The organism is Sphingobium sp. Cam5-1, from assembly GCF_015693305.1.
Classification (GTDB): Bacteria; Pseudomonadota; Alphaproteobacteria; order Sphingomonadales; family Sphingomonadaceae; genus Sphingobium.
The window spans coordinates 1-13,268 of record NZ_CP065138.1; the positions used below are offsets into that span (position 1 = coordinate 1).

Sequence of the window (13,268 nt, forward strand, 5' to 3'; positions counted from 1 at the left end):
ATGAAGGGTTTCAAGGCAGTGGCGGATAGTTTGAGCGTTCAGGCATCGCATGATGATGCGCGTCTGGAATCGGCGTGGGATGCGATCCGCGCCGGGCTTCGCCGCGACATCGGCCCGCGCATGTTCGATCAGTGGCTGAAGGCCGCCCGGCTGGGCGACTATTGCCCCGAATCCCAGACGCTGGACCTGCTGTTCGCCTCCGACTTCACGGCCAATTTCGTCTCGGGTCATTTTGGTGACCGCCTTTGCATGGCTTGGCGCTGCGCTGGCGTGGGCGTTCGCGAGGTGAGGCTCCGCCGCGCGCCTAACGCCATCGGCCCGCGCCTGCTCGAAGCCGCACCGGTGGAGGACACCGCCGTTGTTGTTGATCCGGTCGCCCTTGATGCCGCCCCCGCCTGCAATTTCCAGCCGCGCCACAGCTTTGCCGATTTCGTAACCGGCGAATCCAACCATCTCGCCTTTTCCGCGGCGCAGGCGATCGCGGCAGAGGCGCAGCCCCGCTTCAGCCCGCTTTTCATCCATGGCAGCACGGGACAGGGCAAAACGCACCTGCTCCACGCCATCGCCCAGGACTTCTCCACCCATTCACCGGCCGCGCCTGTGCTCTACATGTCGGCGGAACGGTTCATGATGGAGTTCGTGAACGCGATGCGCGCGAACGAGACCATGATGTTCAAGGCGCGCCTGCGCGCCGCCCGCCTGCTGCTGATCGACGATATCCAGTTCATCGCGGGCAAGGGCTCGACGCAGGAGGAATTTCTCCACACTATCAATGACTTGATTGACTCTGGCGCCCGCATCGTCGTGACCGCCGACCGCGCGCCCCAACTGCTCGATTCGATCGACGCCCGGATCCTGTCCCGTCTCGCTGGCGGCCTGGTCGCGGACATCCGCCCGGCCGACCTTGACCTCCGCCTCTCCATCCTGGAAGCCAAACGCGCCATCGCCGGCGACCCGCCGGTCCCTGACGCGGTCGTCGATTTCCTGGCGCGTTCAATTCGCTCAAACATTCGTGAGTTAGAAGGCGCTTTCAACAAACTGATCGCCTACGGCCAACTCACCGGCCGCTCCGTCGATCTGGAATTTGCCCAAAGCATGCTCGCCGACGCCGTGCGCGCCAACGCGCGTCGCATCACGGTAGACGAGATCCAGAAGGTCTGCGCGGCCCACTACAAGATCGACGCTTCGGAGATGCGGTCCAAGCGCCGCGCTCGCGCTGTTGCAAGACCCCGTCAGGTGGCCATGTATCTTGCCAAGAAGATGACGCCCCGGTCGCTGCCCGAAATCGGACGCATTTTCGGTGGCCGCGATCATAGCACCGTCATCCACGCCGTGCGCACGATCGAGGAACTGCGGCAGACGAACGCCGATATCGACGCCGACGTCCGTACCCTCCTGCGCCAGTTGGAAAACTGACGCTGACAGCAATGAGGCGATGGATTAGGGTGCAGCGGTGATCCGATATGTCGCCCTTCTGCTCGCTGCTCTACTTTCCTTCACGGCCGCTGCCGCTCAGGTTACGGCTTCTGCTCCTTCACAGGATGTGCAGGTCGTGCTCGATACAAATGCTGGCCGCATTATCGTCGCCGTCCATCAAGCCAAGGCGCCGATCACCGCGCGCAACTTCTTGCGATACGTCGATCAGAAGCGGCTGGACGGCACCGCATTCTACCGTGCCGTGGGGACAGCCGATTATGGCTTCGTCCAGGGCGGAACGCAGAATGATCCCGCCCGCACACTCCCACCCATCGCCCATGAACCCACCACGCAAACCGGGCTTACCCATGATGAAGGCGCGCTTTCCATGGCACGCTATGCGCCGGGAAGCGCCACCGGGGATTTCTTCATCGTCCTTGGCAAGATGCCCAGCATGGACGCGCAAGCCCCGTCGTCGCCGGGCGATAATCAGGGCTTTGCTGTGTTTGCCCATGTGGTGGAGGGTATGGACGTGGTCCGCGCGATTTTGTCGGCACCAAAGTCGCCGACTGCGGGCGAGGGCGTTATGAAGGGGCAGATGCTTCAGCAATCCATAAGGATTACGACAGCCCGTCGGCTTCCCTGATCTTGCCGAGCAGAGAAATTCGGCGGCCTCCTGCTCCGAAGCGAAGACCGCCGACGAGCCTTTCGTCCGAGGTCAGCCCTTCCGTTCGGGCGGCAGGGTGATCTTCACATCCTCTCCATTCTGCCCCGGAAAGCCGGTGAACATCGCGTCGATCAAGTTGGGGACGAGATAGGTCAACCTGTTCGACAGGGACTGGGCGGAAGCCTTGCCTTCGAACAGCCGCCTATTGTCGGCCGCCCGATCGATCTTCATGCTGAGATCGCTGGTATATACGGTATAGCTGGTGACGTCGCTGTAACCGGGGCCGAACAGCCACGGGTCATAGAAGCCGTAGCCCCACGGCCTACCCCAGCGGCCGCGCCAGCCCCAGCCGCCATAGAAATAGGGGTCGGGTGGGCCGAAGCCCGTGGAGCGCACCTTCTCACGCCCATTATCGACATGATAGGCGACGCGGACGATGAGGTCAGCGCGGGCCGGATCAGATGCGGGAGTGTAGCCGGTCTGCGCCAGGCGTTGACCTACCATCCCTGCATATTGCGAAAATTCAAGGCCACCGGCGAGACGGGGGTCATCGGCAACGATGGTGAAGCTCTGCCCGGCGGGTGCAGGCAATTGCTGGAAGCGCGCGACATTCGCTTTGAAGGATGAAGCACAGCCAGAAAGGGCGACCAGCGCCAACGTCGGCGCCGCAACCATACCAATCTTTTTGATAAGTTTCATATTCCTGCGTCCCTAAGGCAGAGAGCCAATGCAACCTTGCGCCCGACAATAGCAGAACGCAACTGAACATCATTTGAACGCTCGAACAAGGCGGGCGGACGCAATTATGCCAGCTATAAGCAAGACGTCACGGCGATCGTTATTCCGTCGATGACGGGTAGCGTTTCAGCGCATCAGTCCCATCGCATCATAGGCAGCGCGCAGGGTCGGCTCCGCTGCGGCGCGCGCCTTGGCGGCACCATTTTCCAATATAGCGTCGAGCGCCGCGTCATCCGTGCGCAGTTCCAGGAAGCGCGTACGGATAGGCCGGAGCGTTTCAACCAGCAGTTCGCCCAAGGCAGGTTTGAAAGCCCCAAAACCCTTGCCTGCAAAATCGGCGCACACGGCGTCTGCCGTTCTTCCAGTCAAGGTCGCGTAGATGCCGATCAGATTATTCGCTTCCGGTCGACCCTGCAGACCCTCTGCCGTTTCGGGCAATGGTTCCGGATCAGTCTTGGCCTTCTTCACCTTCTGCATGATCGCGTCATCCTCATCGGTGAGGTTGATGCGGCTCATGTCCGACGGATCGGACTTCGACATCTTTGCAGTGCCATCGCGCAAGGACATGATGCGCGCCGATTCCTTGGGGATGATCGGATCAGGCAAGGTAAACAGCTCGACCCCGAAATCCGTGTTGAACTTTGTGGCGATGTCCCGGGCCAGTTCGAGATGCTGCTTCTGGTCCTCGCCCACAGGCACATGCGTAGCGTTATAGACGAGGATATCGGCCGCCTGCAGCACCGGATAGACGAACAGGCCGATCGAGGCGCCTTCGCGATCCTTACCGACCTTGTCCTTGAACTGCGTCATGCGGTTCAGCCAGCCAATCCGCGCCGTGCCGTTCAGCAACCAGCATAGCTCCGCATGGGCGGGGACCCGTGCCTGATTGAACAGTACAGAGCGATCGGGATCAATCCCCGCAGCGACAAGCGCCGCCGCCATATCGCGGACATTACGGATGCGCTGCTCGCGCCCCTCATGCACGGTGATCGAATGCATGTCGGCCAGAAAGAAGAAGCATTGGCTTGCCGCATCCATCTCGTCCTGCATCCGAACCCAATTGCGGATCGCGCCCAGATAATTGCCCAGGTGCAGATTACCGGTCGGTTGGATGCCGGAAAGGACGCGCATTCTTCTATCCATTCTCTTGGGTTGTGGTTGAGCCCCGTCGGCGCATGAGTGCCTTAAGGTCGAACACCCGATAGGCGCCCGTCAGGAAACAGGCTATCCCGTAAAGCGCTATCCCCGCGCCGACAAGCACGGCCAGCGCAAGATAACGCTGGATCATTGCCCCGCCCAACCATGGTTCAAGAAAGCTTTCGCCCGCGATGAGCGCACCGCCCATGACCAGCGCCGCCAGCGCGAGTCGAGGAAGCCGTCGGCGCAGCTGCGCATCAGCGATGAAATGGCCGCGCTTTACCAGCGTTGCATAAAGCATGGCGACATTGACGGTCGAAGACATCGCAGTCGCCAGCGGCGGGCCTACATGGCCGAGCAGGGGAATTAGTGCGATATTGCCGATGATGTTGATGAGGATCGACAGCATCGCATAACGCACGGGGGTCTTGGTGTCGCCGCGTGCATAATAGCCGGGTGTCAGAACCTTCACGAGAACGTAGGAGGGGAGGCCGATCGAGAAGGCGGACAATGCCCAGCCACAGCGACGCGCATCCTCAACGGTGAAAAGGCCATATTGAAAAAGGCCGCGAACGATCGGTTCGGCGACCGTGATGAAGGCGATCGTCGCTGGCAATGTGAGAAAGAGAGCCAACTCGACTCCGCGGTTTTGCGTTTCCATGGCCACTTGCTCCTGCCCCGTCGACAGAAGCCGGGAAATGGTCGGCAGCAATATGGTGCCAAGGCCAATCCCGATCAGTCCGAGCGGCAGTTGGTTCAACCGATCGGCATAATAGATGTAGGTGATCGACCCGGAGGCTAGCAGCCAACCGGACAAGGCCGTGGAAATGAGCAGGTTGATCTGTGAAGCGCCAGCACCGGCGGCAGCTGGCACGATAAGACGCAGCAACTCACGCACGTCACCGTCAAGACGGGGGCGTTTGATCTTCATCGAAACGCCTGCGCGACGGCAGGCCCAGATCAGCCATAAGAGTTGCAGCGCTCCGCCCACAGTGACCGACATGGCCTGGACACGAGCCGTTTCATATTCGTCCGTCCCGTGGAAAAGCCACAGGCCGGCGATCATGGCGACATTCAACAATATGGGCGCTGCGGCATTTACCCAGAATTTATCGAGCGAATTCAGTATGCCGCCCAGCAACGAAGCAAGGCTGATCAGCGCGAGATAGGGCAGGGTGATGCGCGACAGCAGCACTGCGAAGGCAAACTGCTCCGGCGTCGGGTTTTGGCGCGAGAAACCGCCGGACAACAGCCAGGTGATGGGGTAGGCCGCAGCAATCAGGATGGCGGTGAAAAGAATAAGCACCGGAAGCAGGACGGCAAGCGCACGTTCGGCGAAATGATAGCCATCCGCGATTCCACCCGGCCCTGCCGCCTTGCGGTTGAACATCGGAATGAAGGCTGCGGAAAAAGCGCCCTCCGCAAACAGGGCGCGAAACATGTTGGGCAGGCGAAAAGCTACGCCATTGAAGGCGTCCGACGCAAAGCCTGCACCGACATAGCGCGCGGCCAATGAGTCACGGACCAGCGCCAGCACCCGGCTGGCGAGCGTCAGCCCGCCTACCGAGCCAAGCGCCTTGACCAACTTCATGGGGTTATCTCTCCCGCCGCGCGAGGTTGGGCTGGCCCGTTCTGCCTACGGCCGAAGCGCAGGGCAGTTCGCTTACTCCGCTTACCGCAAGCCTGGCGAGCCCAGCGGGAGCGGAGTGCGACCTCATATGTGCTTCAGGCGTGACCAGCCGGTTCGCCTGCGGTTTGTGCAATCGCCTGAGCTTGCTGCTCGTAAAGTCCACCGAAATCGATCGGGTCCAGCAACAGTGGCGGGAAACCGCCATCGCGGATCGCATCGGCCAGCACGCGGCGGGCGAAGGGGAAGATCAGGCGCGGCGCTTCTGCCAGCATGAACGGCTGAAGCTGTTCGTCCGGCACATTGCGCATGCCGAAGAGCGCCGCGTACAACAGTTCGACGGCAAAAGCCGTGCCCTGCGGAGCGAGCGCCTTCACCTCAATTTTCAAGGAAACTTCCACGACTTCATCACCGACCTTGTCAGCCCCGATGTTGAACTGAACATCGATTTGCGGCTGGTCCGGCCACTGATAAACGGCGGGCGAATTAGGGTTCTCGAACGAGAGATCCTTCACATATTGGCTGATGAGCGCGATCTGTGGGCTCGTGTCGGCGCCGTTACCTGCGCTGGTCTGGATGGTGTCGGCTTCGTCGGCCATTTGAGTTCCCTGAATTTCCTGTTGGTCCGGGGACAACAAGCCCCAAGACGTTGGCCCGTGCGCTTAGCAGGGGCGGCGGGGCAGGGCAATGCTGCCGCCGAAAGGCGCCATTTGAATATGGGCGGAAACATGCCTATGTTGATTGCGTTGTCGTTTTCAGATCTAGTCTAAAGGGTCCTTTGCCCCGTGTATGTAATCGTGATCCTCGCCCTCATCGCCGGTTTTCTGGCGTTGCGGCTCTACTCCGTACTGGGAAAGCGGACGGGGCATGAGCAGGAACCTGCGTTGCGTCCGGCTGAGGAAAGGGCGAAGGTAACTGTCCTTCAGCCTCGCACGATGACGGACATGGCCGGTGATTCGGTGCGATTGGCTGATGGCTTGATCACCCAAGGTGGCGAAGCTGGCGTGCGCGCATTGATCGCGGCCGACCGGAATTTCGATGTCCCGCAATTTGTCGAGGGTGCGAAAGCAGCCTACAAGATGGTGCTGGAGGCATTCTGGCGGGGCGATCGTTCCGAACTGGAATGGTTGTGCGATACAGAGGTGCTAACCTCTTTTGAGGAAGCGATCGCACAGCGTGAGGCGGCTGGTCATGTCCTCGACAATCGGCTTGTTCGGATCGAAAAGGCGCAGATCGTCGGCGCCAGCGTCGATGGACGTGTTGCCGAAGTTTCGCTTCGGTTCGAGGCCGATATCGCAGCGGTGACGAGGGACAAGGACGGCAATGTCGTCGCTGGTTCGCTCACTGATGCAGTAAGTACCAACGATATTTGGACATTCACGCGCGACTTGCGCAGCACCGATCCCAACTGGAAGCTCAGCGAAACCGACGAGGCCGCATGAACTTCAGGCAGCCGTGGGCAGCGCTGTCGGCTGCGCTGCTCTTGTCGGCATGCGCGGGCGGTGTCATCCCACCGGGAGCCACAGGTCCTGCCCCTTCAAGGCCAGTGCGCGGGTCCGAGACCCCGGTCAGCGTAGTTCCCGCGACGCCGCGCCCAGCTTTGCCGTCCGCGACGCCATCGCCGCAGGCTGCCGACAATTTAACGGCGGTCGCCGCCGGAGTTATGCGTGGTCCCGACATTGCGCCACTGATCGAAGCGGGAGAGCGTTCACGCAAGGCGCTGGAGGCATTTCGTCTTTCCTGCCCGTCCCTGATGAAGCGCATCGATCAGAGCGGCCTTACAAAAGGGTCGGACTGGAACAACGCCTGCGCTGCCGCGTCCAGCTGGCCTGAAGCGAGCGCCAATGAATTTTTCGCCCGCTATTTCGAGGCGGTGCAGGTTGGCCCAGGCACAGCGTTCGTCACTGGATATTATGAGCCTGAAATCTCCGGGTCGCGAAATGAGCAAGCAGGCTACCAGATCCCGATCTATCGCCGTCCGCCCGAGCTGATCGACGTCAACCTTGGCTCGTTCAGTGACAGTCTGAAGGGCAAGACCATACGCGGCAAGGTGCAAGGGAGCAATTTCGTCCCCTTTGACGAGCGTTCCCAAATCGTCGCCGGTACGCTCGCCGGTCGTGGGCTTGAACTCGCGTGGGCGGCGGACCCGGTCGAGTTCTTTTTTCTTCAGGTGCAGGGCAGTGGACGCCTGCTGCTGCCCGGCGGCGATGTCATGCGGATAGGCTATGACGGGCAGAATGGCCGCGATTACACTGGCATCGGCAAGCTGATGAAGGATCGCGGACTGATCCAGGCGGGGTCGATGCAGGATATCATGGCATGGTTGCGCGCCAACCCGGTGGAGGGCGCGCAGATCATGAATGAAAACAAGAGCTTCGTGTTTTTTCGCGAACTGACGGGGCCGGGGCCGATTGGCGCCATGGGGGTGCCAGTGACGGCTGAGGCGACCGTGGCCGCTGATCCGCGATATGTCCCGATGGGGGCGCCGGTGCTGCTCTCGCTTGATCGCGCGGAGCCCAATGGCGTGTGGATTGCCCAGGATACGGGCGGTGCCATCAAAGGCCCCAATCGGTTCGACAGTTTCTGGGGTGCAGGCAGTCGAGCGCGGTCGATCGCCGGGGGCATGTCGGCACGCGGTAGCGCGTTGATCCTGCTGCCCGTTGGATCGGCGGCGCGGTTGGCGTCACAATAATTGCTGCTGGCGATGGCCCGTCGGCATCTTTCCTCCGAGGAACAGGCGCTTTGGAGCGCTCTTACTCGATCCGTTCGCCCGCTGCGGTCCGGTCGGCATAAAGTCGATATGGCTGAGCCTGTCGCAACGGTGCCAGGCAATCAAGCTTTGCCGCCTGTTCCTTCGCGGGCTATAGAAACCCGTCCATCCCGCTCCCCGGCGGCGGTTCTCGATAATGGGTGGGAGCGCCGTATCCGTGGCGGGACGCTGGCGCCGGACATGGCAATCGACCTTCACGGTCACACCCTCTCGAGCGCGCATGCAATGCTGAATCAGGCGCTTTCTTCCGCATTGGCCCGTGATTTGCGCATCCTGCTCGTGATTACAGGGAAGCCTCCGAAAGCGGCTGTTCCAAACCGCGAATCCCGACGGGGCGCAATCCGGGGTGAGATCGGTCACTGGCTCGAAACCAGCCCCTTTTCCGACCGGATCGCAAGCGTCCGACAGGCGCATCCACGCCATGGCGGCGACGGAGCTATCTACATCATATTGCGGCGCAAAAAATAGCCGCCCCAAGGTCTGCCACTGACCTTTTCTTAACCAGCCTCCTCCATAAGCATCCCGATCCGTGGCTCATTATCGAGCTGCGCTCTGGGCAGGAGGCACATGCAGGGCGTGACATTGAAAAGCCGCGCCACTGCCTTCGCCTGCGCCGCGGGGGCGCTGGTGTTCATCCTGTCGCTTGTGCTTGGGCAGGATCAGGCGGAAGACATCCTGGGCATCGGCAGATCGCTGATCGTAGCGATCCTGTGCGGCACCTTCAGCTGGGCCTCGGCCCGCCAGACGGTCGCCACGACCGCGAGCGCCATTGATGTCGCGACTGAAAGGCTGATCGCCGCTGCCCATGGTGATCTGCAATCGTCCGTACCGCCTGAGATCGCCGTCGAATTGCCCGACCTGTCGGTGGCAATGACCAGCCTGTTCAGTCAGGTCCGCACCAACCTCGACCATGTGCAGACCCTCGCATTGTTTGACCAGGTGACGGGCCTTGCCAACCGCACCAGCTTTTGCCGACAGGTCGAAAGGCTGCTGGCCGAGCGGGAAGAGTCCTGCGCGGCGGCGCTGCTCTTCATCGACCTCGACGGCTTCAAGGGGGTGAATGACACGCTGGGCCATGCTGCGGGCGACCAGATCCTAGCCCGGGTTGCGGGCCGTCTTCGCGAAGTTGTCATGGCGCAGGTCAGTGCTGGCAATAGTGACGCCGTCATTGGCCGCCTCGCGGGTGACGAGTTCACGATGTTCTTCCCCCGCTTGGCCGGTCCCGAGGCTGCGAGCCGGATCGCGCGCGCTATTCAGTTCGCGCTGAGCGAGCGCTTTGATCTGGGCAGCCAGCATATAGAATTGGGCGCATCAATCGGCATCGCTTGCTACCCCGATCACGGCGATACCCTCTCTGCCCTGCTGCGATCCGCCGACATCGCCATGTATCATGCCAAACATCGGGGCCGGAACCGGGCCGAAATGTTCACTGCCGAACTGGCGCTGGAAGCCGCCGACCGCGCCGAACTGGAGCGGGATTTGTTGCTGGCGCTGCAACGCGATGAGTTTATTCTGGAGTTCCAGCCACAGGTGGAGGCTGTGAGTGGCCGGGTCGTCACGGCCGAAGCCTTGATCCGCTGGGCACATCCCGAACGTGACATGGTCATGCCGGGCTTCTTCGTGCCTGTCGCGGAGGAAAGCGGCGCCATTGTGGCGTTGGGCGATTGGGTAATGAGCCGCGTATGCGAAACGGCGGCGCGTTGGTCGAAGGCCGAGATCGGGCAGCGCATCGCGGTCAACATCTCGTCGCGGGAACTGTCCCAAGCGGATTTCTTCCTGCGGTTGCGGCATGCCATGGCGGCGCATCAGACCCCGCCGCACATGCTGGAGCTGGAAATTTCCGAATCGCTGGCGATGGGAATGGACGATCGGGTGTGTGCGCAGTTGAAAGCGCTGCGCGAGGAAGGCGTGCGGATCGCCATCGATGATTTCGGCACCGGTTATTCCAACCTGTCCCGCCTGAAGGAGCTGCCTGTCGATCGGGTCAAGATCGATCGGAGTTTGGTGCGCGACATCGCCGTATCAGCCGAAGCGCGTACCATTTGCAGTGCCGTTGTCGGCCTGATCCAGGGGCTGGGCATGGAGGTCGTGGTCGAGGGCGTCGAGTCGGAAGCGCAAATGGAAATGCTGCGCGTTATCGGCTGCACGCTGTTCCAGGGATATCATTTCGCCCGACCCACCAGCGAACAGGATTATCTGGCCCGCTTTACACCAAAGGCCATCCAGCGCCGAATGGTTTGAAGGTCAGGCCGCTAACGCCCGGCGGACAATAAGCGCGTATATGCGCGTCAGATCTTGCAGGTCCTGCACGGCGACTGCCTCATCCAGCTTGTGCATCGTCGCATTGTTCAAACCGAATTCGACCACGGGGCAGAGGCGCGAGAGGAAGCGCGCGTCCGAAGTGCCGCCTGTGGTGGAAAGTTCCGCTTCCACTCCGGTCACCTCCCTGATCGCTCCTGCGACAAGGCTGGACAAGGCTCCGGGTTCGGTCAGGAATGGTTCGCCGCTGATCTTTGCGGTGACGGTGCCGCCCTCCGCTGCGGCGATCGCGTTGATCCGTTCAATCAACTGCGCGCCACTATGTCGATCATTGAAGCGGATGGAGATGCGCGCATTTGCTGCGGCTGGAATGACATTGGTTGCGGCGTTGCCGACTTCCAGGTCCGTGATTTCGATATTGCTTGGCTGAAACCAGTCGGTGCCTTCGTCCAGCACCACGGCATCTATGGCGGCAAGAATGCGAACGAGCCGTGGCACGGGATTGTCGGCCAGATGCGGATAGGCGACATGCCCCTGCACCCCTTCCACGCGGAGCCACATGTTCACCGATCCGCGTCGGCCCACCTTGATGACGTCACCCAGCCGTTGGGACGAGGTAGGCTCGCCAACCAGGCAGAGGTCGGGCCGCAGTCCATGAGCAGCCATGCGATCCATGAGCGCCAGCGTACCAAAAACCGCAGGACCTTCTTCGTCGCCAGTGATGATCAGGCTGACCGTACCCGGCAAATCTTCCGGAATGCTGGCGAGCGCGGCGACGAATGCAGCGATCGATCCCTTCATATCAACCGCGCCGCGACCGTAGAGCAGGTCGCCGCGAAGCTCGGGCGTGAATGGGTTGCTTGTCCAGCCATCCCCGGGCGGCACGACGTCAAGATGCCCGGCAAAGGCGAAGTGCGGACCCGCGCCGGTTGTCCGCCAGGCGAGCATATTTTCGACCGGACCGTCGGGCTGCTCCCCCACAATAAAGCGATCGACCGTGAAGCCGAGCGGAACCAGCATCGCTTCCAGGACGGCAAAAACCTCACCCCGCGCGGGCGTTACCGAAGGACATGCAATCAGCTTTCGTGCTATGTCCACTGTGTCGGCATTGGTGCTGGTCATGCTCATGAGGCTGCGTTAGCGAAAGCCGAGCGCCTTTGCCAGCGGAGGAAGAGATCATGCCCAAGATCGATCTTGCAGCTATAGAGCAGAACAACAGGACCGGTTATCCGGCACCCTATTCTGGGGCAGTCGATGGACGCTGGGTCCGAAAGCTCGGCCATGGTTGCGGGCTCGCCGATTTTGGCATCAGTCATGTAATATTGAAGCCAGGCGCGGCTTCATCGCAGCGGCACTGGCATGAGGACGAAGATGAATTCGTCGTCATGCTGAGCGGGCAGGCCGTGCTGATCGAAGAGGAAGGTCGCTTTTCGATGCAGGCAGGGGACATGGCAGCTTTTCCCAAGGGAGAGCCGAACGGGCACCAGTTGATCAATGAAAGCGATGGCGATTGCGAGTTCCTGGCTTTCGGGCGGGTGCCGCAGGGAGACGCGCATTATCCTGACATTGATTTGCGATGGTCGATGGGAAGCTATCGGCGCAAGGATGGGAGCGCTTTTTGAGCGGCTATCCGGGCTTCGATAGGCGGATGATGCTGGCGGGCATGGGGACCGCCCTGTTGGCCGCCAAGGCGCCTGCTTCTGCCCTCATCAAGCCGCCACGCTTGCGTCCGGGCGATGTTGTGGGGCTGGTTGAGCCCGCGGGCTTTACGGATGACATGTTCGATCTGGCTGTCGTGCGGGAAACGATATTGGCGATGGGGTTGAAGCCCAAGCCTGCCCGGCATCTGGTCGAACGATATGGCTATCTGGCAGGCAAGGACGAGGACCGGGCCGCCGATGTGAACGCGATGTTCGCCGATCCGGAGGTCCGGGCCGTGTTTGCTGTTCGCGGCGGATGGGGATGCGCGCGCATCCTGCCTTATCTGGACTTTGCAACGATTCGCGCGAACCCCAAACTGCTGATCGGATTCAGCGACATAACAGCGTTACACATGGCTTTTGCGGCGCGAGCGGGTTTTACGACGATACATGGACCCAATGCCGCAAGCAGCTGGCCGCAATTCAGCTGGGATGCCTTTCGCGCAATTGCCTTTAAAGGTGCCACACCGACCTTGATCAACCCGCAGCCCAAGGAGGACCGGCTGGTTCCATTGGGCGGGCGCATTCGGACCTTTGGCGCAGGGCGGGCCAGCGGGCGACTGCTGGGCGGCAATCTGACCGTGCTGGCGGCCATGATGGGCACGGGCTGGCTACCTGACTTTGCGGGTGCCATCCTGTTTCTGGAGGATGTGGATGAGGCACCCTGCCGGATCGACCGGATGCTGACCCAGCTGTCGCAGGCAGGCGTCCTGGGCAAGGTGGCGGGCGTGGTATTTGGCCAATGCACAAGCTGTGGCGCACGGGAGCCGTCCTATGGCGGTTTCACCTTGTCGCAAGTGCTACAGCAGCATTTCGGCCCCCTTGGCGTTCCCGCGTTTCAAGGCGCTGCCATAGGTCATGTCGCGAGCCAGTTCAGCCTGCCGTTGGGCGTGCGCGCTGAAATTGATGCTGATGCGGGGAGTATCCGTTTGCTGGAGGCGGCGGTCAGCTGAG

13 protein-coding genes are annotated in these 13,268 nt (G+C 61.4%); 8 read left to right on the forward strand and 5 right to left on the reverse strand.

Annotation, left to right across the window (positions count from 1 at the left end; translation table 11 throughout):
• Together dnaA and IZV00_RS00010 are read left to right on the forward strand one after the other, a co-directional pair.
• Positions 1–1,416, forward strand: a complete 1,416-nt coding sequence (gene dnaA / locus IZV00_RS00005) for a chromosomal replication initiator protein DnaA (protein ID WP_196225210.1) — start codon at positions 1–3, stop codon at positions 1,414–1,416.
• 37 nt (positions 1,417–1,453) lie between these two features.
• Entirely contained in the window at positions 1,454–2,062 is a 609-nt protein-coding gene (locus IZV00_RS00010; protein WP_196225211.1) for a peptidylprolyl isomerase, read from the forward strand.
• A 72-nt stretch (positions 2,063–2,134) separates the two neighbouring features.
• On the opposite strand, the gene IZV00_RS00015 is transcribed toward IZV00_RS00010, so the two are convergent.
• The 4 genes from IZV00_RS00015 to secB all read right to left on the reverse strand — a co-directional run bounded on the left by IZV00_RS00015 (position 2,135) and on the right by secB (position 6,184).
• On the reverse strand, positions 2,135–2,782 hold the full coding sequence (locus IZV00_RS00015) for a DUF4136 domain-containing protein (protein WP_196225212.1): 648 nt from the start codon (positions 2,780–2,782) through the stop codon (positions 2,135–2,137).
• A gap of 165 nt (positions 2,783–2,947) precedes the next feature.
• Positions 2,948–3,952 carry a tryptophan--tRNA ligase gene (trpS, locus tag IZV00_RS00020; protein WP_196225213.1) on the reverse strand — a complete coding sequence of 335 codons (1,005 nt, stop codon included), beginning with the start codon at positions 3,950–3,952 and terminating at the stop codon, positions 2,948–2,950.
• Between the two features lie 4 nt (positions 3,953–3,956).
• Positions 3,957–5,549, reverse strand: a complete 1,593-nt coding sequence (gene murJ, locus IZV00_RS00025; protein WP_196225214.1) for a murein biosynthesis integral membrane protein MurJ — start codon at positions 5,547–5,549, stop codon at positions 3,957–3,959.
• A gap of 134 nt (positions 5,550–5,683) precedes the next feature.
• Positions 5,684–6,184, reverse strand: a complete 501-nt coding sequence (secB, locus tag IZV00_RS00030; protein ID WP_196225215.1) for a protein-export chaperone SecB — start codon at positions 6,182–6,184, stop codon at positions 5,684–5,686.
• A 186-nt stretch (positions 6,185–6,370) separates the two neighbouring features.
• On the opposite strand from secB, the gene IZV00_RS00035 reads away from it, so the two are divergent.
• From IZV00_RS00035 to IZV00_RS00050, 4 genes are all read left to right on the forward strand, one after another.
• The gene (locus IZV00_RS00035) at positions 6,371–7,027 is read left to right on the forward strand and encodes a Tim44/TimA family putative adaptor protein (RefSeq protein WP_196225216.1); all 657 of its coding nucleotides are present in this window, start codon (positions 6,371–6,373) and stop codon (positions 7,025–7,027) included.
• Positions 7,024–8,277 (forward strand): murein transglycosylase A, encoded by a 1,254-nt coding sequence (gene mltA / locus IZV00_RS00040; protein ID WP_196225217.1) that lies wholly within the window; start codon positions 7,024–7,026, stop codon positions 8,275–8,277. The genes IZV00_RS00035 and mltA overlap by 4 nt, the downstream gene beginning before the upstream one ends.
• Positions 8,278–8,289: 12 nt before the next feature.
• Positions 8,290–8,823 (forward strand): Smr/MutS family protein, encoded by a 534-nt coding sequence (locus IZV00_RS00045; RefSeq protein WP_196225218.1) that lies wholly within the window; start codon positions 8,290–8,292, stop codon positions 8,821–8,823.
• Positions 8,824–8,922: 99 nt separating this feature from the next.
• Complete coding sequence (locus IZV00_RS00050; protein WP_196225219.1) at positions 8,923–10,596, forward strand: putative bifunctional diguanylate cyclase/phosphodiesterase; 1,674 nt, start codon at positions 8,923–8,925, stop codon at positions 10,594–10,596.
• A gap of 3 nt (positions 10,597–10,599) precedes the next feature.
• Here IZV00_RS00050 and dapE read toward each other — a convergent pair whose 3' ends face one another.
• A complete protein-coding gene (gene dapE / locus IZV00_RS00055) occupies positions 10,600–11,742 on the reverse strand; it encodes a succinyl-diaminopimelate desuccinylase (protein WP_196225220.1) in 1,143 nt (380 codons plus the stop codon).
• A gap of 50 nt (positions 11,743–11,792) precedes the next feature.
• Between dapE and IZV00_RS00060 the strand changes: the two genes are divergently transcribed.
• Together IZV00_RS00060 and IZV00_RS00065 are read left to right on the forward strand one after the other, a co-directional pair.
• Positions 11,793–12,236 (forward strand): cupin domain-containing protein, encoded by a 444-nt coding sequence (locus IZV00_RS00060; protein WP_196225221.1) that lies wholly within the window; start codon positions 11,793–11,795, stop codon positions 12,234–12,236.
• Between the two features lie 26 nt (positions 12,237–12,262).
• Complete coding sequence (locus IZV00_RS00065) at positions 12,263–13,267, forward strand: S66 peptidase family protein (RefSeq protein WP_230463377.1); 1,005 nt, start codon at positions 12,263–12,265, stop codon at positions 13,265–13,267.
• Position 13,268 lies beyond the last annotated feature (1 nt).